The 21978-nt window shown below is 67.6% G+C and carries 20 protein-coding genes and 1 pseudogene; 13 read left to right on the plus strand and 8 right to left on the minus strand.

Annotation, left to right across the window (positions count from 1 at the left end; all coding sequences use genetic code 11):
* Nucleotides 1-35: 35 nt before the first annotated feature.
* Together OG422_RS31675 and OG422_RS31680 are read right to left on the minus strand one after the other, a co-directional pair.
* On the minus strand, nucleotides 36-1358 hold the full coding sequence (locus tag OG422_RS31675) for a beta-ketoacyl synthase N-terminal-like domain-containing protein (RefSeq protein WP_331757338.1): 1323 nt from the start codon (nucleotides 1356-1358) through the stop codon (nucleotides 36-38).
* Between the two features lie 132 nt (nucleotides 1359-1490).
* Entirely contained in the window at nucleotides 1491-1748 is a 258-nt protein-coding gene (locus OG422_RS31680) for a DUF5988 family protein (RefSeq protein ID WP_331757342.1), read from the minus strand.
* Nucleotides 1749-3023: 1275 nt separating this feature from the next.
* Between OG422_RS31680 and OG422_RS31685 the strand changes: the two genes are divergently transcribed.
* Together OG422_RS31685 and OG422_RS31690 are read left to right on the plus strand one after the other, a co-directional pair.
* Nucleotides 3024-3608 (plus strand): IPT/TIG domain-containing protein, encoded by a 585-nt coding sequence (locus tag OG422_RS31685; RefSeq protein ID WP_331757347.1) that lies wholly within the window; start codon nucleotides 3024-3026, stop codon nucleotides 3606-3608.
* 185 nt (nucleotides 3609-3793) lie between these two features.
* Nucleotides 3794-4082, plus strand: a pseudogene (locus OG422_RS31690) (DUF4158 domain-containing protein); the annotation flags it as partial.
* Between the two features lie 516 nt (nucleotides 4083-4598).
* Here the strand turns inward: OG422_RS31690 and OG422_RS31695 are convergent.
* The gene (locus OG422_RS31695) at nucleotides 4599-5027 is read right to left on the minus strand and encodes an ATP-binding protein (RefSeq protein WP_331757353.1); all 429 of its coding nucleotides are present in this window, start codon (nucleotides 5025-5027) and stop codon (nucleotides 4599-4601) included.
* A 1764-nt stretch (nucleotides 5028-6791) separates the two neighbouring features.
* On the opposite strand from OG422_RS31695, the gene OG422_RS31700 reads away from it, so the two are divergent.
* The 8 genes from OG422_RS31700 to OG422_RS31735 all read left to right on the plus strand — a co-directional run bounded on the left by OG422_RS31700 (nucleotide 6792) and on the right by OG422_RS31735 (nucleotide 15790).
* Nucleotides 6792-7913 (plus strand): bifunctional DNA primase/polymerase, encoded by a 1122-nt coding sequence (locus OG422_RS31700; protein WP_331757356.1) that lies wholly within the window; start codon nucleotides 6792-6794, stop codon nucleotides 7911-7913.
* A complete protein-coding gene (locus tag OG422_RS31705; protein WP_251076614.1) occupies nucleotides 7910-9430 on the plus strand; it encodes a phage/plasmid primase, P4 family in 1521 nt (506 codons plus the stop codon). The genes OG422_RS31700 and OG422_RS31705 overlap by 4 nt, the downstream gene beginning before the upstream one ends.
* The gene (locus tag OG422_RS31710) at nucleotides 9427-9831 is read left to right on the plus strand and encodes a DUF6009 family protein (protein WP_143941731.1); all 405 of its coding nucleotides are present in this window, start codon (nucleotides 9427-9429) and stop codon (nucleotides 9829-9831) included. The genes OG422_RS31705 and OG422_RS31710 overlap by 4 nt, the downstream gene beginning before the upstream one ends.
* Before the next feature lie 690 nt (nucleotides 9832-10521).
* A complete protein-coding gene (locus OG422_RS31715) occupies nucleotides 10522-10842 on the plus strand; it encodes a hypothetical protein (RefSeq protein WP_405748203.1) in 321 nt (106 codons plus the stop codon).
* Nucleotides 10843-11329: 487 nt separating this feature from the next.
* On the plus strand, nucleotides 11330-12022 hold the full coding sequence (locus OG422_RS31720; RefSeq protein WP_405748205.1) for a DUF4158 domain-containing protein: 693 nt from the start codon (nucleotides 11330-11332) through the stop codon (nucleotides 12020-12022).
* Nucleotides 11956-12888, plus strand: coding sequence for a hypothetical protein (locus OG422_RS31725; protein ID WP_405748207.1), 933 nt, complete (start codon nucleotides 11956-11958; stop codon nucleotides 12886-12888). Before OG422_RS31720 ends, OG422_RS31725 begins: the two co-directional genes overlap by 67 nt.
* Complete coding sequence (locus OG422_RS31730) at nucleotides 12885-14291, plus strand: transposase (protein WP_331757397.1); 1407 nt, start codon at nucleotides 12885-12887, stop codon at nucleotides 14289-14291. Before OG422_RS31725 ends, OG422_RS31730 begins: the two co-directional genes overlap by 4 nt.
* A gap of 1160 nt (nucleotides 14292-15451) precedes the next feature.
* Nucleotides 15452-15790, plus strand: coding sequence for a MerR family transcriptional regulator (locus tag OG422_RS31735; protein WP_331757375.1), 339 nt, complete (start codon nucleotides 15452-15454; stop codon nucleotides 15788-15790).
* 202 nt (nucleotides 15791-15992) lie between these two features.
* Here the strand turns inward: OG422_RS31735 and mihF are convergent, their stop codons facing one another.
* A complete protein-coding gene (gene mihF, locus OG422_RS31740; protein WP_331757378.1) occupies nucleotides 15993-16307 on the minus strand; it encodes an integration host factor, actinobacterial type in 315 nt (104 codons plus the stop codon).
* A gap of 80 nt (nucleotides 16308-16387) precedes the next feature.
* A complete protein-coding gene (locus OG422_RS31745) occupies nucleotides 16388-16591 on the minus strand; it encodes a helix-turn-helix domain-containing protein (RefSeq protein WP_405748210.1) in 204 nt (67 codons plus the stop codon).
* 270 nt (nucleotides 16592-16861) lie between these two features.
* On the opposite strand from OG422_RS31745, the gene OG422_RS31750 reads away from it, so the two are divergent.
* The 3 genes from OG422_RS31750 (at nucleotide 16862) to OG422_RS31760 (ending at nucleotide 19112) form a co-directional block, all read left to right on the plus strand.
* The gene (locus OG422_RS31750; RefSeq protein WP_331757383.1) at nucleotides 16862-17968 is read left to right on the plus strand and encodes a tyrosine-type recombinase/integrase; all 1107 of its coding nucleotides are present in this window, start codon (nucleotides 16862-16864) and stop codon (nucleotides 17966-17968) included.
* A gap of 128 nt (nucleotides 17969-18096) precedes the next feature.
* Complete coding sequence (locus tag OG422_RS31755) at nucleotides 18097-18285, plus strand: hypothetical protein (protein WP_331757385.1); 189 nt, start codon at nucleotides 18097-18099, stop codon at nucleotides 18283-18285.
* Nucleotides 18279-19112 (plus strand): AAA family ATPase, encoded by an 834-nt coding sequence (locus tag OG422_RS31760; protein WP_405748212.1) that lies wholly within the window; start codon nucleotides 18279-18281, stop codon nucleotides 19110-19112. Before OG422_RS31755 ends, OG422_RS31760 begins: the two co-directional genes overlap by 7 nt.
* Nucleotides 19113-19303: 191 nt before the next feature.
* Here the strand turns inward: OG422_RS31760 and OG422_RS31765 are convergent, their stop codons facing one another.
* The 3 genes from OG422_RS31765 to OG422_RS31775 form a co-directional block, all read right to left on the minus strand.
* Nucleotides 19304-19597, minus strand: coding sequence for a hypothetical protein (locus OG422_RS31765; protein WP_331757391.1), 294 nt, complete (start codon nucleotides 19595-19597; stop codon nucleotides 19304-19306).
* A gap of 620 nt (nucleotides 19598-20217) precedes the next feature.
* Nucleotides 20218-20691 carry a winged helix-turn-helix domain-containing protein gene (locus OG422_RS31770; protein WP_143941733.1) on the minus strand — a complete coding sequence of 158 codons (474 nt, stop codon included), beginning with the start codon at nucleotides 20689-20691 and terminating at the stop codon, nucleotides 20218-20220.
* Nucleotides 20688-21251, minus strand: coding sequence for a hypothetical protein (locus OG422_RS31775; RefSeq protein WP_405748214.1), 564 nt, complete (start codon nucleotides 21249-21251; stop codon nucleotides 20688-20690). Before OG422_RS31775 ends, OG422_RS31770 begins: the two co-directional genes overlap by 4 nt.
* Nucleotides 21252-21978 lie beyond the last annotated feature (727 nt).

Consider the following 21978-nt stretch of genomic DNA (forward strand, 5'->3'; position numbering starts at 1 on the left):
TCGCCGGGACGGGCTGAGGGGTACGGGGACGGATCTCAGACGGCGGCGCTTCCCAGGAGGATCGCGTTCTTCACCCCGCCGACCTGGTAGTTGAAACTCAGCGCGTAGTCGAAGTCGAGAGGCCGGGTCTGCACGCCGGGAACGGGGTCGAAGGGGAGGTTGTCCGCCGGCTGCTCGCAGTTCGCGGTGGGACACACCTCGCCCCGCTCCATCATGAGCAGCGTCAGCGCGACACCGAGACACCCCGCCGGTGCGCCGTTGTGGCCGAAGCAGCCTTCCTGAGACGTCATCAGCAGGTCCCGTGCGGCTGATCCGTACAGTTCCCTGATGGCGTTCGCCTCGAAGGCGGTGACCACCACGTTGCCGTCACTGCCGCCGTGGACGTAGGGCACCTCACTGATGTCCCAGCGGTCTTTGAGACACCGGCGGACGGCTGTCACCAGCTCGTTGCCCGTCTCGTCGGACGCCAGAGGGTTGGCGAGCCCGTCCCTGGTCATGGCCTGGGCGAGCACCTGACCGTAATGGTGGGCATCGCGCCGGGACGCATGCTCCCGGCTCTCCATGATGAGGGTCACGGATCCCTCACCGTGGTTGATGCAGTCGGCACGCCGGTCGTACGGGCGCATGAGGGAGTCGAAGGACGGCAGGAGTTCGGGCATGTCGTCCGACCGGATGGATTCATATGTCTTTTGCGCACCCTGCAGCAGGCGCTGGATGTTACGGATCAGTTGGGCACTGAACACATCGACGCCGGTCACGATGGCGACATCGACCTCGCCGTCGGCGATCAGACGTCTGGCGTTGCCGACCTGGACAGCTGATGACGCACAGCCGCACGACACCGTGTAGTTGGGGCCCTTCGAACGGGTCAGTGCCCCCTGCACCAGGGCGACGTCGGAAGGGGTGACGGCCTGTTCGGCTGCGACGAACAGCTCCATCGCCTCCGTCACGGGAACGGTTTCGGGGTCGGCTCGCAGCACGGCGAGATAGCTGTTGATGTTCGCGTCCACGCCGCCGCGGCCGACCAGGATCGCCGCGTCGCCCAAGTCGTCCGAGCGGGGATCCAGTTCCGCGTCCGCGCATGCCTCCGCCAAAGACACCAGTCCGAACCGGTGTGCCGCGGTGTAGTGGCGGGAGAAGAAGGGAGGGATGTCGGGCAGGCGTTCGTCGAACATCGCGTCCGAGAGTTCGACGGCGCCGTAATAGGCGTCGTTCTGCCTCAAGCAGGACGCCCCCCGGGAGGCGATGTTCCACACGTCGTCTGCGGTGAAGACGGGACGCCCCTCACCGGGAAGGCAGAACCCGATACCGGTGACCACGGCGTCCCGCGCGTGCCGGCCGCGGCCCGCCCCGCTCACGACACACCTACGTGCAACAGAGAAGTCGTCATGGTGATCCCTCCGGATCATTTGGTAGCGCCCACGCCTCAAGCGGCCGTGTACTGCCGGGGAAGCGATTCCCACGCCGCAGTCGGTGGATTCGGACAAGCCCTATTCGGCGATGTATGTGCGATAGCACCAGCGATAGACAGGCAGCTGTTCGCCCTCATATTCGGCGCACTCATCCGTGAACTCAAAATGTTCGTAGCCGTTCCCGCGAGGGACTTTGACTCTCGTTTGAGCGCCCGGTGATTCCACTTCCCAGGTCGGCGGAGAGCCGTCTGGCCCTCCGCAGAGCATGACGCGAACAGGTTGACGCACAGTACCCTCCAGGCGGGCGTATCGGAATGTATTCCGCACCAGGATCACTCGCCGGCGCTTCTTTCCGGTGCTTCGGCAAAAAATCAAGCACGGAGTCAGCGTGGCCGCTTTCTGTCACGCCGCCTGAGGTACCGGAAATGCTGCCACCACAGAACAGTGAGCGTCGCGAGGCCGCGCAACTGGTCCAGGAATCCCAACGTGCACCCCGTCAGCGGTCAGGACGCGGCCCCTGATGCGCAGGCGGCGCTGACGACGTCGTCGGCCGCGCCGGCAATGCCGGGCGTGCCGGGCGTGCCTCACGGGGAAAGATTGGGTGGCACAACAAGCCCGCATGATCCCCCTTGACGAGGTGATGCGAGCAGTCTCTTCCTCACCGAGGGCGCCTTCATCGCGACAGCAATGATCTCGATCCTTCCCAGGACTGACCAGGCAGCTCCGCGGAAGACCACCAGCTGCTGCGCCCCCGGAGAGAAGGGCAGCCCGCCGGTTTGGATTCGGAACGGTTATCGCATGAAGGTGGATAACCCCGCAATGGAGTCGCCAACAGTTCACCCGTGTGGCGTAATTTTCAATTTTATTGAATGCGCAATTTTCGGTGGTCGGTAATTCCCGGAGCCCTCCATCGTGAAGATGGGGTACGCCACCTTGTGCCGATATGTCGAAAATCGGCAAGAAATGCGCGCCACGCGAATTTCGTGTCCTGCGTCATGGTCGGTGGCGGCGGTTCCCCTGGAATGGTGGTGCGCACGTCGCGGGAGCTGCGTGCGGGGCGGCGCCGAGCGACTGCGGGGTCACTCGGCGCTGCCCTGGGTGCCCCCGCGCTACGCCAATCGGGTGGCTAACCATCACAGGGGTTGATGTCGGTTTCATTCCTTGGGATTACTGGATTCATTGAACCGGTGGGCCGCCCATCCCTCTCCGGGGAGCTCGGCAACCGGCCCGCCCGTTTCGGCCCTCCCTACCAGCAGGGCTTCGGCGAGCAGACCACTGCCACGATGGGTTTCTCTGAGCAGAGCCACCAGCCAGTGGGCGCTTTTCCGTTCGCGCATCGGTCGGTGAAGCAGCCTGCCTGTTCAAGGCCGGGCGGTGGTGCGCACGCCGCGGCTGATGCCCGCCGGCCACCAGTCTCCATCGAGGCTCCCCCCGTCCGAGCGGACCCATCGCCGCGAGCCGCTGCCCGGCCGACTTCCCAGGAACCGAGAGCCTTCTCGTCTCATCCGGGCCCTGCGTCACGCAGGGAAGCCCGCCGCCGGTCTTCCGGCAGTTCCCGTACGGACCACAACGGTCCGGTGCACGCAGTCACTTGCCGCAGGAGGAACCATCATGTCCGCACCCGTACTCGCGAACGACCCGTCGCGGTCGCTCGCTCCCTCGTCCTTCCCCTCCGGCCCGCTGCTCCTGGCGGTCCTGCCCAACTCCGGGCCGGCCGCGGGCGGCAACACGGTTCAGCTCCTCGGGCTGGGCCTGAGCGGTGCCACCAGCGTCCTGTTCGGTACCACGCCTGGCACCATCGTCTCGCAGGACCCGCTGGGGCTCACCGTCGCCGTCGTGGCCCCGGCTCACGCGGCGGGCACTGTGCCCGTCACCGTGACCACCAGCAGCGGCACGAGCAGTCCCGCGGCGTACACCTACGTGAACCCGGGTCTGCCCGCTCCCCCCACCGCCACCAGCATCAACCCCGCTTCGGGCCCAGTCGTCGGCGGCACACCGTTCGTGATCGTCGGCACCAATCTGAACGGAGCCAGCATCACCTTCAACGGAGTTCCCGCCACCGTGCTCGGTTCCGACCCCTCTGGCACCCTGTTGTTCGGCATCAGCCCGGCCGGGGCCGCCACAGCCAACGTCCCGGTCGTGGTAACGACGGGGGCCGGCAGCACGACCGTCCCGGGCGGGTACACCTACGTCTGACCGTCTCCCGTCACTGCGCCCCAGATGGCGCGTCGCCACGCCGACCGCCAGTCAGTGAACAGCGTCGGCCCGCGAGTTCCTCCGCGGGTCGGCGCTCGTGGGGAAGCGGACGTTCCGTGACTGCCGGTGGACTGGACGGCCGGCACCCGGCCGGTCCAGCCGCGGATCCAGGACGGGCCGTCGAGCTGATCCGCTACTTCACCCTCACCCAGGCTGACGAGGTGTTCCTGCGGAATTTCCTGCGTCCCCAGACTGGCCCGACAACTTGGCCTGCCGGTTGAGGTGTTGCGCGGTCACGGGGGTCACCCGGGAACAGCCGTGTACGGATTATCTGCGGCAGGTGGCGAGGTATCTGGGCGGCGGTCGGCGAAGTCGCTGGAACTGAAGGAACTGGACGAGTTCCTGCTGGCCCGCGCCATGGAACACGACTCGCCGTCGCTGTTGTTCCGCCTGGGGTGCGAGTACGAGCTGAGCCGGACCTGACCGTCAGAGTGAGAGGGCGTACCGGGAAGACGTGGCCCAGACCAGCCCGAGTCCGCCAGGCGAGGTCGGGACGGGCGAGGTGGAAGCGCGTCGGTGGTGTTTGCAGTGCGGGAGGCCGCTGCGGGCGAGCGCCCACCCCCGAGGCGCGATTTTACGGCCGGGCCCGCAAGGCCGCTGCGCGGCGAGCACGCCACCACCAGGTCGACGCGGTGCACATCGGCTTCGCCGTCCTGGACGGCCGCAAGACCGAGGTCTCCCCGGCATGCCCGGTGTGCGGAAAGCGCTTCATCCCAGGTCACGGACACGGACATCGCAGGGACCCAAAATTCGATCTGGCCCTCATGTCGCACGGCCGCCTGGCGCCAGCGGGTACGCCAAGCCGTCAACAAGGCCACACCCACGAATGGCACCGCCTCGCCGACCAGTAAGAACACGGACGGGTCCGTTGAACGTGTCCGGGAGATCGATGCCATCGACGTCTGAAGAAGAACGGAGAATCTCCGCAGGTCAGGGGCTACTCCGTTGGTCTTTCGGCGAGTACTGCTGGAACCCCTCAGCGTGCCGGGAGCCGGTCAGTGACACCCGTGCCCAGACCGTGCGCCCGCCGTCGGTCTCCAGCCGGGTACCCAGTGCCTGGACGGAACGTGCGACCAGGGCCAGGCCACGGCCGTACTCGTTGGCGTAGCCGGCGCGGCGCGGGTGCGGGACGAACACCGGTCCGCCCTCGTCCTGTACCTCCACGAGAAGCCAGCCACCGGCCTTCCGTAAACGACTGGTGATCGAAAGACTGTTCGTATGGATGATGGCGTTGGTCATCAGCTCCGAGATCACGAGCAGAGCCGCGGACCGGGTGCTGTCATCGGTGATGTCCTCGGCATCCATCCACAGCCGGGCCAAGTGGCGGCAGACCGGTACCGACCGCTCCAATGTCGGCACGCGAAAAGAGGCCGGTCTGCCGGGAGACAAGGTGTCGGCCAGGGTCTGGGCTGCCGCTGTTCTTGGCCACTGCTCAATCTCTCGGGGGGACAGTGTGATCTGTGCCCCCGATCGTGTAGTCGACAGCATGGCTCTTTCTCTCTTCCTGGTTCGTGCGCAGGTGGCGGGGAGGCGGGTTCGCGCTCCTGGACGGGGGACGTGGGGCAGACCACCGGCTGCGTTTTTCTTGCCCCGCCGATGTGCTCGCACGCAGGCGACGCCCGCCCCGGAAGCCCGGTGGCGGGTTCCGTGAGGGGCGCGAAGCCGGACCGTTCCTGCCCGTTGCTGTCGTGCCGTGACGTGCCGGATACCGGTCCGAAGGCCCGGCCTGCGGCGGCGAAGGAGAAAAGGACAGTGCGCTGCCGGCGCCGCTCGTGGTGATGCCGCCGGTATCGCACGGACGTGTTTCCCGGTGAGGGAACGGGCGGAGAACGCCGTGAGCGAGGAGAGCTCCGCGCCGGTGGCGTTCACCGCCGACCAGGGCGGTCTCCGTGCGGAGCGCGGGAGTCAGGTGCCGGGCGGCAGGTGCCGGAATCGTCGTCGAACGTGGATCCGGAGCACAGGCAACAACGATGGATCGCCAAGGACGGGAAGCTCGCATGGTGCCCCCAGAAGAGGTCACATGGGCCGCCACGCCAGTCGGCGCCGGTGTACTGACGCCGACTGGCGGATCCAAACCCCTCCCACGGGGGTGCCCATCGCGGCAGCCCCACCCGGTGGACGCCCAGGCCTTCACCTCGCCTGGGTAGCCACCAGATAAATGAGCAGCTACTCCCCCGGAGAGGGTGGGCGGCCCACCGGTTTGGATAGTGATAGTTATCCTCCCTGTCGTATATTGCGGCAACTGAAGTGACGTCATATCACCCGTATGGCGCAGTTGTAGCAATATGCTTTGCATTACTCGGATCAATATCGAGAACCTCTCCGAGCTGATCCATCCCAGCTTGAGGTGAAGTAGATCAGTGCGCATGCGAGGTGCGATCGATAGGAACTCGGAACCGCGAGGTTCATCACGATGACTTGGTGAATCGCTTCTTCTGATTCCCTTTCGCGATGCAGGCGGCGGCCGCGGCGCCCGCCACGTCGCGGACCTCGCCTATCTGTGTGCATGTGCACATCGCGGCATCATCGCCGACGCCCGCGCAGCGGCGGAAGCCCGCCCATCGCAGGCGAGATCGCATGGGCATCATGAATCTCCCCCCACGGCGGAGAGGAGCGTCGGATCCGGTGTGACCAGGCATATTACGCTGTACGCGGGCACTTCGCCCGGCCTGCCCGCGTGACCGGATCGCCGCTTGCGTGATCGTTTGACCCTGAGATAGGGAATAGTGCAGCCTCAACGCTGTAGCAAATAATGGCATGCGGACGGAGAGGGTTTGGTCGTGGAACTGATAGGAGAGCGGCAGACTGCCCGCGATCTCCTCGCATCGCGCTGGGATCTGACGGTGATCTCTTCAGTCATGCCTGTATAACCAACTAGATGTTTCCGGTTGCAACCTGTCGGTTTATCGCCAGTTTGAACCCTGAGGATGAGACAAGGACGGGTTTCTCGTCTCCACTCATGAGGTTCGGGAGTTCCCCGGGACGCAATTGCTTCGCGCGGCCGGAGGGACGCGGGAACGGCAGGTGGTGGATAAAGCATACGGCTGTTCCTGAATATCTTCGGCCAAATTGCGCTCCCCCTATTCGGATGGTGAGTCGCTTCAGTCGCTGACGGAAGTAGGTATGGTTCCTGATCTGCAGATTCGTGACAGTAACTCAGGCCGGAATGCAGCGTCTCGGCCGGCAACCTTGCTACCTGAAGCCCTGTCGACCGCGCTGTGGTGCGCCCGGCAGGGCTGGCCGGCGCATCCACTGGCCCCCGGCCAGAAGACGCCGCCGGCCAATTGCCGCGATTGCCGGAGCCCTGGGCACACCCACCGGGAATGCCCGTGCATTGCGGCCGGTCGCTGGTGTCACGGCTTCCACGCCGCGACCACCGACGCCGAGCGCCTCCGGGGGTGGTGGGCCGGACAGCCGGGGTTCGGGGCGGGCGTCGCGTGCGGGGCGGCCGGCCTGGTCGTCATCGACGTCGATGCCCACGAGACACCACTGCCCGAGCGCAACAGGGTGCTGCCGGGCATCGCGATTCCCCCCTCGGTGTCACTGCACGGGCTCCAGCACGGTTTTCACACCCTCGCGCTGCTGGCGGCGCTCCGGGGCGCGGAAGACCCGGCCCGGGATGCTTCAACGCTGCGAGTGCGCACCCCGTCCGGAGGGCTGCACATCTGGTACGCCGCCGAACCGGGGCACGCGTGGCGGTGTTCGGCGGGCTCAGGTTCGGGCCGGGCGCTGGCCTGGCAGGTGGATGTACGGGCCCACGGCGGCTACATCGTCGCGCCCGGGACCAGGACAGCCGCCGGAACGTACCGGGCGCTCGGGCCGGAGCGTCGCCCCGCGCCGCTGCCGGAGTGGCTTGCCGTGGAACTCGCCCGCACCGGCCACCGCCCGCGGCCGCCTGCCCAGCGGGATGGTGGCACAACGGTGCCGCAGCGGGCGCGGGAGGCCGTCCTGGCCGCAGGCGGCGGCCGCAGCACGGCAGCGACTCTGGCCACTGTCCTGACCCCGGTCTTCGACTGCGGCACCGTGGCGGAAGGGGCAGGCTTCAATCACAAGCTCAACCGAGCCGCCTACACCGTGGGCGGCCTGGTAGCCGCAGGCCATGTGGCGGCGACGGACGCGGAAGCGGCCCTCGTGGCGGCCGCGGTTCAGGCACGCCCGGACCAGGAGCGCCGCGCACTGCGCATCATCCAGTCCGGGATGAACGCGGGCAGCCGCCATCCTCTCAAGCTGGGAGACCGTAGGTGAATCACGCACCGAGCCACAACGAGGAGCTGTTCGACCCTCAGGAGGTCGCACAGCAGATTCTGCTCGGCTCACCCGCCGCCACCGTCCCGGCGCAGGCTGCCAAGAGAGCCGCGCCGTCCGGGGTGCGGGCCACCGAGCACGGTCTGCTGCCCGACAGCCTCAGTGACCGCGGCAACGCCAAGCTGTTCGTGGCACTGTACGGGCGGGACTTCAGGCATGTGCCGGGACTGGGCTGGTACCGGTGGTCGGGCTACCGGTGGGAGGCCGACGAGGACGACACCGTACTGTGGGCGGCCGGCGAGATGGCCGAGGCGATGGCGGAGACCGATCCGCGCGGCCAGCACGCCGGATCCGAACTGCGTCGGCACCGCAGGCGAGCTCTGTCGACATCCGGGATGAAGGCCATGCTGGTACAGGCCAAGGCCGCACCAGGGATGGTCCTCAACGCCTCGCTGCTGGACGCGGATCCCTATGCGCTGTGCACACCGGAGGGAGTGGTCGACCTCAACACCGGTCTGGTTGCCGCGCCGGATCCGGACAAGCACCGCCACTCCCGTGTCACGAGCGTCAAGGCCCAGCCGATAGGAACACCGCGCTGGCAGCGGTTTCTCACCGACACGTTCGGCGACGACGCCGACGGACAGCAGATGATCGACTTCCTGCATGTGCTGCTGGGCTACTCGATCACCGGTGACGTCGGCGCGCAGGTCATGCCCTTCCTGTACGGGCAGGGGAAGAACGGCAAGAGCGTGCTGCTCCACGTCATGGTCAAGCTTCTGGGCGACTACGCGGATGCCGCCCCGCCCGGCTTCCTGATGGCCCGGCCCTTCGAAGGACACCCCACCGACCTCGCCGAGCTGCATGGCCGACGCATCATCGTGTGTTCCGAACTCAAGCCCGGCGACCGCTTCGACGAGTCCCGCGTCAAGCTGCTGACCGGCGGGGACCGGATCAAGGCCCGCAGGATGCGACAGGACTTCTTCAGTTTCACCCCCACCCACAAGCTGTGGCTGCTCGGCAACCACCGGCCCGAGGTCGGCACCGGCGGCTACGCGTTCTGGCGCCGAATGAAGCTGATCCCGTTCGAGCGGATCGTCGCGGACGATCGGAAGGTCGACAACCTTGCCGATGTCCTGGTCACCGAGGAAGGACCCGGCATCCTGCACTGGCTCGTCATGGGTGCGCGACGCTATCTGAACGGCCCTCGTGACCTGACCGGCCCCCAGCAGGTACGCACCGCCACCAACGCGTACGCGGAGACCGAGGATCACACGGGCCGGTTCCTGGGCGAATGCTGCACGGTGGATCCCGCCATACGCGCGGAGCAGGCCCAGCTCTACAACAGCTACCGGAACTGGTGCCAGCTTGAGGGTGCCAGCCCGGTCTCCTCACGGGCTTTCGCCGCACGTGTCCGTGAAACCGTCGGCATCGCCACTCCCAAGAAGATGATCCTTTCGAACCAGCGCAAGTTCTACCCCGGTATCGGGTTGAACCCTGAATCGGGAAAGAACACATGAGTGCCCTCATCGAACCCGGTCAACTCTCTCACGAAGACGATCTCGTCTGGCTTGAGGACACGGACGTACTCGAGTACGTCCGCCAGAGCCTCGACCGGCTCCACACCCGCCGTGGGAAGCCCGCCTACCACCGCGACGGCCGCATGGTCGGCTATGCGGTACTCGGCTCTGCGGCGCGCTCCTCACGCGCCTCCGGTACCTTCCTGCGCCGCGTCTTCTGGCTCCTGCCCCACGATCGTGACGGACAGCCCGAGGGCCTCTACGCGTCCGGCGCACCGTCGGAGGCCGTCGACCCGCGCACCCTCGCCCCCCGGGTCAAGGGGTACAAAACCCAGCGATCCGAGGGCGGGCCTCCGTCCGACGCGATGCGGGAACTCGGTATGACTCTTCCTCATGCCTGAGCGCGGTCCCCGGGCGGGCAGCGCCTGACGGAGCTGCCAGGGCGGAGCCCGCCAGGCGGCGAGGGCACGGCACCGGGCCTTTCCCGAGCAGCGACGGAAACCCACCAGTGGAGCAGCGGCCCGTCGCTGCTCCATGAAACCCTCAAGTCCGCAGGTCAGAGCAGTGTTCTTGGCAAGGGAAGCGTCGCAAGCGACTGAAATTCCGACCTATAAGGGCATCCCGGGCGCGCGTGCGCGTCATAGATATGGGCGTTCAGTCGCTTCGGTCGCTGTCTGGTTCTGCGTACAGGCTCTGATCTGCGCTTCTGCCCCCGGCCGGAGGGAGCGACCGAAGCCCGCCCGGGGGCACGGGCGGGCCACCAGGTGAGACGGGGCGTGCGTGGTGGTACGTGATACGCCTCGACTTATCGCGCGCTCTTCCGTCCGGGTGACCCGGCGTCGTGGCCCTTGCTGCCCCGTTCAGTTCGGTGGATTACTGATACTCCAATCCGGTGGGACGCCCATCTTCTTCCGGGGAGAGTGACAGTTCGGCCTGCCGTTGCCTCGTTCGGGTGCCCAGCCCGAATGTCCGTGCGACTGTCTGCCGAACCGCGGGGAGGCTCTCCCGGCAGAGACTGACCGACCGGTCGGTGCCGTACGTCGGCATCGGTGAGTCGGCGGTTCATTCACGCAACCTCATCTGGGGGCGTCATGCCAGCTGTCCACGCTCTGCGGTCCGCATTCTTCGTCTGTGCCCTGGCCATGGGACTGGTCGCTCTCCCGTCCACCGCGCAGGCCCAGATCCAGATCCCCGTGCCGTGCGGCGAGAGTTCGCTGGTGGCCGCGACCAACACGGCCGTCGACGGCGGCGGCATCTGCACCGTCAACGGCACAGTGACGCTGACCGCCACCAGCGTCACCCGCAATACCGCCTCCAACTCCGACGCGGTGAACCTGCTGGCCACCGCCCTCCGCGGCAACACCCCGGACAACTGCGTCCCCGCGGGCAGCGTCCCAGGCTGTGCGGGCTGAGCCCCGGGCAAGGCCCCGGTACCTGACCGGGTGCACAGACAGCCCGCCCAGGCAGGTGTCCCCTCGGGCCTGGGCGGGCCCCAGCACTCCCGGACCGGCTCGTTGCTGTTCTGGGGGACATCGCCTCCCACGGCCTGCGCTCCGTGGAGGACTGCACGCCGTGGGAGGAACTGCGCGAGCCCCGTCTCGACCGCCTGGCTACCCAGCGCCCGGCCGTTCGGCGAGGTCCGTCGACTGCGACGGGAGGCCGCTGTGACGGCTGGGTGTGGTCCATGCGCAGTTGCTGCATACCAGTCCGGCCGTGCCGTCGACGTTTCTACAGTCCGTGTTCGGCATTGATTTCCGCGCGTTCTAGGGGTCTGACCGAGATACGGGTCAAAGGGGCAACGGGATGATCTTGAAGCCCTGAGCGCCCGTCGCCCGTCACCCATTCGGCTCAGTGTCGTTGGTGGTGATGTTGAGTGTCGCCTGGGGCCTGGGGTGGGTTGTGACACCGATTGAACGGACCGCGTATCCGCGGTTCAAGCGGCTGATCACCGCGCATGAGCTGCATCTGTTCTTCTCCCCGAGCCGCGATGAGCTGGAGTGGGCGGCCGATGCCACGGACTGCGATGAGCATCTGCTAGCCCTGCTGCTGATGCTGAAGTCGTACCGGCGTATGGGGTGTTTCCCGGCGCTGGAGGACGTCCCGGAGATGGTGGTGGGCTTCGTACGGCGGGCGGTGGAGCTGCCGGAGGGCACGCTGCCGGTGTACCGGGCGGAGCGGACCGCCAAGCATCACCGGGGCCTGGTCCGCAAGCAGGCCGGCGTGACGTACGACCAGGCCAAGGCCCGGCAGATCGTCGAGCAGTCGATCCGCAAGGAGGCCGCGGCGAAGAATCGCCCGGCGGACCTGATCAACATCGCGCTGGAGAAGGTGGTGGAGGCCGGGCTGGAGCTGCCGGGGTTCTCCACCTTCGACAAGATGGCCTCGAAGATCCGCACCGAGGTGAACGCCTCGATCTGCGCGGGTATCCACGACCGCATGAGCGTCGCTCAGCGGGCAGGGCTCATGCGGCTACTGGAGGAGCGCGACAGCGACGGGACGACCTGGCGACGATGTTCTGCAAGCGTGTGGCGACGAAGATCAAGAAGGCCAAGGCGGAGCTGGAGGAGATCCGGCTCGCCGAGCGGGAGATAGTCGAGTCCCTGATCGGGAACTACCGCACGGTGCTCAAGCACATCGACGAGGGCGGCCCGGCCCAGGAGGCTCTCACGAAGGCCGCGGCCATGACCGCCGAGGTCCGCCAGGCCCTGGATGGTCTGGACGAGGAGGCGTCGGTTGACGAGGTCGCGACGCGGCTGGAGGGCAGGGTCTCCCCGGCGGTCCTCGCCCTGGTGAAGGCCCAGGTGGTACAGGCCGGCGGGTTCGGCGCGGTCACCCGCGCGGTGGACAGCTTCGGTGGATTCGCGAAGCAGTACGAGCAGATCAAGAAGGTCTCTGCCCACCACGGCAACTTCTGGGAAGTGCTGCTGTACGGGCAGATCAGCCGGGATCGGGCGGTGATGTTCGACCTGGCCGACAACGACAAGCTGAAGTTCACCGCGACCAGCGAGGACAGCCGGGTGCTGGACGCCCTCGCGCACGCCCAGCGGCACCAGGCCGCCCGCGGCGAGTACATCACCGCCTTCAACGAGGAGGGCAAGGAGGTCGACCTCTCCTTCCCGACCCAGAACTGGCGCAAGGCCGTGGTCGACAAGACCCGGACCGGGCAGTTCGTGCGCAAGCACTTCGAGGCGATGGTCTTCACCGCGCTCGCCGAGGAACTGCGCACCGGCGACGTCGCGGTGGTCGGCTCGGAGGAGTACGCCGACTGGTCCGAGCAGCTGCTGGCCTGGGAGGTCGTCCAGGAGACGCTGGGGTCCTACCTGGTGGAGTCGGCCTGTGCGAGGCGGGCGAGAGTGCCGAGTTCGACGCGAAGTTCTTCCGCCGGCAGCTGGAGGACAAGCTGCGAGGCGCCGCCGCGGCGGCGGACGCCGGGTACCCGGAGAACGACGGCTTGGTGATCGATCCGGAGACGGGCGTCCCGTCACTGAAGGCGATCCGGGCGGACGGTCAGCGGCCCTCGGCGAAGCGGCTGGAGCAGGAGATCAAGGCGAGGATGCCGGAGCGTTCTCTGATGGGGATCGTGGCCCGGACCGCGTACTGGGTAGAGTGGTGGCGCCGTTTCGGCCCGCCGTCGGGCAACGAGCCCAAGCTCACCGACCCTTTGGGCCGCTACGTGATCGTCACGTTCGTCAAGGGCACCAACATGGGCCCGTACGAGGCCGCCCGGCACATCCCCGGCGTGAGCGGGCACGAGCTGTCGTACGTCGCCAACAAGCACTTCTCGATCGTGCTGCTGAACGAGGCGATCGCCGACCTGGTCAACGCGCACGCCCGCCTGGACATCTCGCAGGCGTGGGGCGACGGCACCGCCGTGGCGGCGGACGGCACCCACATGGACACCTACCTTGACAACCTGCTGTCCGAGACGAGCGTCCGGTACGGCAAGCCGGGCGGGATCGCCTACCACCACGTCTCGGACACCTACATCGCGCTGTTCACGCACTTCATCCCGTGCGGGGTGTGGGAGGCCGTCTACATCATCGAGGGTCTGCTGAAGAACACCAGCGAGGTGCAGCCGACCACCGTGCACGCGGATACCCAAGGCCAGAGCTTCCCTGTCTTTGCGCTCGCCCACCTGCTGGGCTTCGACCTGATGCCCCGGATCAGGAACTGGAAGGAACTGACCTTCTACCGGTCCTCCAAGCAGAGCGAGTACGTGCACATCGACGCCCTGTTCGGCGAGCCGGGCAAGCACGTCATCGACTTCGACCTGATCGAGTCCCAGTTCCGCCACCTGATGCGCGTGGCCGTCTCCGTACGCGAGGGCACCATCTCCTCCTCCACACTGCTCAAACGCCTGCGCTCGGGTTCGCGGAAGAACGCCACCTACGCCGCCTTCCGCGAGGTCGGCCGCGTGATCCGCACCGTCCAGCTCCTGCGCTACCTCTCGGACGCGCCGCTACGTCGGCGGGTGACGGCGGCGACCAACAAGGTCGAGTCGTTCAACCGGTTCTCCCAGTGGATCGGCTTCGGCAACCGCGGCGTCATCGCCGACAACGACCCCATCGAGCAGGAGAAGGCGATGAAGTTCAACGCGCTGCTCACGAACGCGGTGATCTTCCACAACGCCCTGGACATCGCGGAGATCGTGCGGCAGATGCTGGAGGAGGGATGGACGATCGACCCGGAAGACCTGGCGCACATCTCGCCGTACCTGACCGAACACATCAACCGGTTCGGCGAGTACAGCACCCACGAACTCGGCATCCAGCCCGACGCGTACGACCCGAAACTCGACGTCGACTTCACCCCGCTGCGCGACCAGGACCTGACCGCCGCCGGACTCGGCCAGGCCGCCTGAGCCGACCGTGAGCCTTCTTGTGCGGGCACTGGTCGTACAGTCGAAGCGGCGCCCGAAGCCACCTCTTATGGCTTCGGGCGCCGCTTTTGCAGTGACCGGGCGGTCAGGCCCCGGCGCTCACGGTGTCGTACACGCTGCAAGCTCGGGTGCGGGTTGCTCTGCGTACGTCCGTGAAAGTCGGCAGGTACAGGCACCGGACCGCTCGATGTTGCGGCACAGCAAGGTGGGAGAACCGGTCGGCGTCGGCGCCCGGGCGCTATGACGGACGTCGCGGAGCGGAGGGTTGCGACGTTGACGCTCATCGTGTCCATCAGGTTCCCCTGGTCTCTGGATCGCCAATGCCCGGTCCTGTGTGTCCGGGGCTTGTGCCCCGGCTGCCGCCCGTTAACCCGGCTTGGTCCCGCCCTCCACCACTGTTCGAGGTCGAATACCTCACCGTCGAACACGCGGAAATCTATGTCGGCTGGAGTAGACATTGGTCGGTGGCGTAGTTATGGTTTCTCTCGTAGCCGAGATCAACAGGGCCCGGCAGAGACGAACTGCCGGGCAGCAGTACCGCAGTTGCAGTTCGCAGGACGGTTCGGTGGTGGAGTTCCGAAGCCAGGGTTGTTGCAGGACGGCGACGGGACTGACGACCGGACTGGGTGGCCCGCAGTGATCAGGGGCTGCCGTGAGCAGTACCGCAGTTCGGTAGGTGCAGTTCGCAGTACCCAGCAGTGAAGTCAGTGAGCAGCACCTCGGTGAAGGCGTCGGCTGCGGACGCGCGCACCGGGAAGTTCGGCAGTGGGGTTCTAAGCCAGAGCAGATGCAGGACGGGCGACGGGGCTGGCTGCCGAAGAGTGGCGCTGTCGCAGGCCACAGAGCAGTTCGCATCACCAGCAGTAGGTAAGTGATTGATCCCAGAGGGAAGAACGGAGGGGCCAGGCGCCATCAGGATCGCCCGGGCGGAAGTCTTGAGCCCGGGTACCGCAGGACATCGATAGTGAGGTGGTCTCCGGTCAAGCAACCGCGATCCCCGCACTCCCGACAGCATCTTGGTCGGGGCTGCGGAAACAGAAGGCCGGCGCAGTATCAGGGCTGGCAGATGGTGTAGCAGTTCCTTCGGGGCCCTGGTGCCAACGGCACCAGGGCCCCTCCAGCGTGTTCCACAGAGAGGTGCAATGACAGCAGACGACTCGTACGGCCGTCTTGACGACGACGACTACCCCGCCTACACCATGGGCCGGGCCGCCGACATGCTCGGCACCACCCAGGGCTTCCTCCGCGCCATCGGCGAAGCCCGCCTGATCACCCCACTCCGCTCCGAGGGCGGCCACCGCCGCTACTCCCGCTACCAGCTGCGCATCGCCGCCCGCGCCCGGGAGCTCGTCGACCAGGGCACGCCCATCGAGGCCGCCTGCCGCATCGTCATCCTCGAAGACCAGCTGGAGGAAGCCCAGCGCATAAACGCCGAATACCGCCGGGGTGCCGAGTCCTGCGCTCCGTCGGCCTCGGCCTGAGACCTGTAACTACCCCAGCGGCTTCGCGGTTGCCGCCCGCACATGCTGCCCGGAACGCTTCACGTCCTGGGCAACTTCGTCGGACTGTGTGACCGACAGCCCTGGTCTCCCCTCGGGGCCAGGGCTTCATGCTGCGGGGCCCTGTCCCGTGTGCCCTGCTGGGGTGGCGGACTACGGCGATGCGACGACAGAGCGCCGCCAGTCAAGCTTGCGGCGGGAAGAGTTCGAGCAGGTGTGCCTTCTGGCGGGAGCCGAGGCCCTGGACGCGGCGGCGCTCGGAGATGTCGAGGTCGGCCAGGAGCTGGGCGGCGCGGATCTTGCCGATGTTGGGCAGTCCTGCCAGCAGGCGCCTGACGAGCATCTTGCCCACGACCGGGTCCTCGCGGTCGAGTACCTCCAGCAAGGAGGTGCGGTCGTGCTTGAGCGCGTCGAGCAGTTCGCTGCGTCCGCGGCGGACGGCACCCGCCTTCCGGAGGATTTCCGCGCGGGCTTCGGCGGTTAGGGCAGGCAGGAGCATGGGGTGCGGTCCTCTCGGTTTGCGTCGTCATGACGCGTCCGCAGGGGCGGTGACCAGCGGGTTTGCCGTGCGGCGGCGGGTTACGCGCTGGGCTGGCTGCGGGTGGCTCCGCCGCGTCCGCGCAGGGTGACGCCGGCTTCGGTGAGGATGCGGTGGACGAAGCCGTAGCTGCGGCCGATGTCCTGGGCCAGGGCCCGAAGGCCCGCACCGGGGTCGTACTTCTTCTTCAGATCCGCCGCGATCTTGTCGCGCGCCTCGCCGGTGATCCGCGTTCCCTTGGCCATGGCCTGTCCCTTCGTCGTTCGACGTTCGGAGTGGTGAGTCATCGCGCATCGGCCCGGCGTCCGGCAGCCGATCCGCACACCTGGGCGAGGGCCAACGGGGCAGCGAATATCGGTAGTCGAGATTCCGTTTCCCCAGCCGGTTATCGGACCTGTGTCCACCGACGGCCCGTCAGGATGCTGCCGCAGTAAATGCCGGATTTACTGCGGCAGAGCCTCTACCGTGATCACCACCACCTGCGGCGGACTCTCCGGCCGCCGCAGGTGAGGTGTATGCATTTACTGCGGCAGCGCCGGGAGGGCGAGACGGGCATGGCGATCGAACCAGTGACCGAACTCGGGAGCGGGGGCGCGCTCAGGTTGCCACGCGCCCGAGTGGTGCCCCTGTCCGCCCCTCCGGCGACTTATACGACTGCGGTCGAGCGGTACCTCACCGGCGCGGGCATCGCGAAGTCCTCCGCACGGATCTACCGGATCTCCCTCACGACGTGGGGATGGATGCTCGCCGGCGAACCGGCGCCGACCGGACCGGCTCGCCGGGGCGCGAAGCCGCCCGTCTTCCCCGTCACCGCGATCGACGACCCGGCGCTGCCGGAGGTGCTGGCCGAGCTGGCGGCGGCACGGGCGGACGAGATGGACGCCGACACCGTCAACCGGGAACTGTCCATCGCCCGCAAGGCGATCGGCTGGTGGCAGCGCCAGGGCTGGATCGACGGCGATCCGACGATCGGCATCGAGCGGCGGCCGGCGCCGCCCGACCGCACCAAGGCCCTGGCCGAGAACCAGATCGCCGCCCTGTGGCGCCTCGACGTCGCACTGCGGGAGAAGACGCAGTGGAAGATGCTCTACGAGTCCGCCGCACGGGCCGATGAGGTGCTGTGCCTGAACGTGGAAGACCTGCTGCCCGGCGACAAGCGCGGGAAGATCACCGCCAAGGGCGGGGCGACGGAGTGGATTCACTGGCAGTCGGGCACTGCCCAGCTGCTGCCCCGACTGATCGCCCGGCGCACCCGCGGCCCGCTGTTCCTCACCGACCGCAAGGCCCCGGCCGGAACGCCGACGCTCGACGTGTGCCCCGAGACCGGCCGGGCCCGGCTCTCCTACCGCCGGGCCGAGGAGATCTTCGAGGAGAACACCCGGCTGCTGGCCAACCCGCTCGCCTCACCCGAGGACATCGAGGACCTGGACGGCTGGACACTCCACCGGCTACGCCACAGCGCCCTGACACACGACGCCGAGGACGGCACCTCCACCCCGATGCTGCTGGCCCGCTCCCGCCACGCCTCCGTCCGCTCCCTGGAGCGGTACGCCCGCCCCGGAGTCGACTCGGTCGCCCGGCACGTCGCCGAGCGTGACCCCGCTGCACGTCGCCGCACGTAAAGCCGAGCGGATCAGGGCTTCAAGATCATCCCGTTGCCCCTTTGACCCGTATCTCGGTCAGACCCCTTCTACCGCAAGTGCGGCCTGTTCGGGCGTCACATCTATGACGGCATCCTCCTATTAAGACCGTGCCCGACTCGCACCCGGTGTGGAGGGGCGCGGATGAGGCGTTGCTGAAGCGGGTCGACACCCCGTACGCGCTCGGCTCCTTCCGTGAGTGGGTGAAGGTCACCAAGCACGTGATCAAGGGCATGGAGCACTTGGGGGCAGCCAAGGTCGACGACCGGGTCGTGGACTGGGCCCTGAAGCGGTGCTGACCACCCCGCCCCTGCCCCCGTCGTCGGCTGTCTGGGGCGCGGCCGCCGCGGCCGGGCCCTTCGCCGTCATGGAAGACGCTGCCCCACCGGGCCTGCACTTCCTTGACACCCCGGGTGTATGCACCTTGCTCACCCCGGGCATGCTCGCCGTGGGCGATGCGCTCGCCGACGCCTACGCCCAGGGCAGGTTTGTGTGCGTGCTGGGTGATGCCGGGGTCGGCAAGACCTTCGCCGTCCACACCGCCGCCCGCCGCCTCGGTGAGCTGTTGCCGCTGGACTTCCGGGCTCAGCCGGCGCCGGCGGACCTGCGCGCCGCCCTTCACCGTGCACTTGGGCTCCGTGGCGAGGCGCCTGCCGACCCCGGGGCCGCCGATGCCTTGATCCGTCGCGCCTTGGCTCTCAAGCCGCGGATCGTCGTGGTCGAGGACGCCCATCGGCTGTCGGCGTCGTGCTTTGAGTACGTGCGTTTCCTGCACGACGACCTTCCCCAGGGGCTGTGCGTGGTGCTCATCGCCGCGACGCGCGGCGAACGCTCCTTGCGCGCCCAGCGGATGCTCGCCACCCGCACCGCAGGCTGGCCCTACATCTGGCCGCTCACCCGCGACCAGGTCCCGCAGGCGATTCCCGTGTTGCATCCGTTGTGGCAGAGCGTCGCGCCCGGCGACCTGAAGGCGCTGGACGCCCGCCTCGCCGACGGCTGTCTGCGCCGCTGGGTCGTGCTGACCCTTCACACCCAGCGGGCTCTGGCCGCCACCGGAGCGAGCAAGCCCGATGGGGGCATGCTGCAGGCTGTGGCTGATCGGATCGACGGCGGACGGCGCCCGTGACCGCCCCCACGCTTCCTCCCGCCACCGGCCCGCAGGCCGCTGCGCCGCCGACGGCCCCGTCGGCGTGGCCGGTGAGGCTGCTGCTGGACGGCGACGACGACCACGCGGTGCACCAGGCCCGCCTACCAGTGGGCCGATCCCGCCCGGGGCCGGGTCACCGTCGATCCCACCCCGCACACCACCAGCCCGGCCTACCTCCCGCTGGACGTACTGCGCGCCATGGGCCGCGACGGGTTCTCCCGCCCGGATGCCGAGCGGATGTCACGTTCGACGTACTTCCACACGGACTTGTGCTTGTAGCGGCGTACCGCGACGTCGCCGAACAGGACGTGGTCGTGCTGCCGCGCATATGGCATGTCCACGAGGTCGTCCGCCACCAGCGGGATCACGGTGCCCAGGGTCAGCTCCGCGAAGAGGGAGCGCGCACGCTCACGGGAGATGTACATGGCCGGATCGTGGCAGCAGCCTCCGACAATCGACTTCATCTGGATGATGATCCACCGTCCGGGCCGGTCCAGGGCGCGGGTTCGGATAGCGGCCCCGGCGCGGGTGGACCGCTCCGACCCCCTCCGTCGGCGTCCCGCGCGGTACCTGCTCACCTGGCGCGGCTCGCCACCCCGCGAGCCGCGCCAGCGGTGTCAAGGACTCGTCATAGCACGGTCACCCCTCAGGACAAGGGCGCGGCAGCGCCAGGTCGGCCCGCTGCCCGCCCGTGCGGCTCCGCCGACCCCGGCCACACGCATCACGATGCCGGGTCGGCTGCCGAGGTTGTGCCGACGCTGCTGCGCTGCCAACCCTGGCCTGCCGTGGCCTGCCGTGGCCTGCCGTGGCCTGCTGTGGCCTGCCGCCCGGGCGCCTCGGCGACGCGCCCGTCCGCCGACGGGGGCGTCGATGTGAGCAGCCCACTGTGGTGGCGAGTTGCCGGTCGGCGTCCCGCTGCGTGGTGGCACGCGCCAGCGCTGGGAACTGCATCATCGGGTTCGGGACCGTCGGGCCGCGCGATTTCTATGCACAGTTGCTGCATACGCCCTGACTGGCCAGCCACCTCGCGCAGCAGATGAGGCGCCGCCCCGGAAGGGCGGCGCCTCATCTGCGCGGATCGGGGTCAGCCTGCCAGCCGGAGCGTCGGGCGGGTGTCGGGGAGCGGTGCGTCTTCGCCGTCGTCCGGGTCGGGATCGAAGCCGGTGCCGCTACGGGCGTCGCTGACGCGCGGGGGGCGCATGTCGCCGGTGGGGAAGTTCAACGGCCACACGAAGGTACTCGGGTCCTGGAGGTGGTTGATCATGTGCGTCATCGACTCGTAGCCGGCCAGCAGCGGGTGGATGAGCACCGCGCCCTGGCGGTGTCGGCCATCCAGGATGCCCTTGTCCTTCAGCTGGCCGATGGCCCGGGAGACGGCGGCCTGGCTGATCCCGAGGCGTTTGGCGATTTCGTGCTGTCGGATTTCGACGAGGCCACCTGCGTTCTGGCGGGTGGTGAGGACATCGAGCACGTCTCGGGCAGTGGGGGACAGACGCGCGTTCGGCAGTGTCTCCCAGATCTCAGGGTTGTGGAAGCCGGGGACGTTGTCGTGGTTCACCGCGATGCCTCATTCCTGACGGTCGGGATGACGATCTCGTACTTGGTCAGTGTGCCCTTCCCGAGCTTCGTCAGCAGCCGCCGCTGCTTCACGCTGCCCCACCGGTAGCAGTAGAGCGGGTGGAGCCGGTACAGGCCGGGGCGTTCCTTCCAGGCGAAGTTGTGCTTCGTCAGTTGCCCGATCGAACGCGAGATCTTCGACTGCGAGCAGCCGAACTTGGAGGCCAGGGTCTTCTGGGTCATCTTCGTCAGCGCGTCTTCGTCGTGGTGGACCGTCAGGTGGTCCAGCACGTTGCGGGCGGTCTCAGAGAACCCGAACTTCCACAGGTTTTCCTGAAGGGCCTGCGACGTGCTCATGTGTTTGCCGCCATAGAAGGCGTACGGCTTGATCGGAGCGTTGGTGCTGAACGTTCCGCCCTTGCGAGCGAGCTCCTCAAGTTTCGTCAGCAGCTGTCGTGCGGACTCGACACCGTCAATAGTGTCCTGCGGCGCCGGTGCAGGAGTCAGGCCGACCGCGGCCTTCGCGGGCGGCTGGGCACTGCGCCGCTGGGGCTGGGCCACGGGTTCTCCTTTGATCAACTTGACGCCGCATAACATACCAGCAGCGATATCTTATTCCTTGATCCATGCATAGCTCGGGCGTGTCGCCTGGACAGTCACCCTGTATGCGTCTACATGCATACGACTCCCCGTCTGCGAGGCCGCCGTATGCGCACAGGGTGCATACGGCGGCCTCGTTTTCGCAGGTCAGAGCGTTGCGCCTATCTGATCTTTTTGGCTCTCCCTCAATTCGGTGCCACCACACCAACCTCGGGAATTCAGCCGCACCAATCGGTTGGGCACACCGCGTGATGGACCGGGCCAGCAGCTACCGGCCTGCCTGGGGTCAGCTGGTGCTGTTTTGTGTGTGGTTTGGTGGTGGTTTGTGGGTTGTAGGGGGTGTTGGTGGGGTTGGGGGGTGGTGTGGGTGGTGTGGGTTGTAAGGGCGGGCGGGGTTGGTGTGGGTGGTGGGTTTCGTTGCCCGGCCTGGGGGCCGGGCGACTTCGGTGCCTCCGATTGTCGGAGGTTTATGTTGCGCTGGTCGGGGGTGCTGTTCGAGGGTTGAGGTTCCGGGGTTGTGGGCGAGTTCGTCGGTGCAGGCCGGGGTGGAGTGTCCGGCTCTGACGGCGAAGAAGGTCGGGTCCCTGGGCACTTCGGTTGGTGCCTAGCCCTGCGGTCCTCAGTCCGCCGTCTGCTCCTCTGTCCAGGGGCCACGCTCAGCGCCCTTCTTGTGTCCGCCTCATCGAAC

The organism is Streptomyces sp. NBC_01525, from assembly GCF_045040405.1.
GTDB classification, from domain to species: Bacteria; Actinomycetota; Actinomycetes; order Streptomycetales; family Streptomycetaceae; genus Streptomyces; species Streptomyces benahoarensis.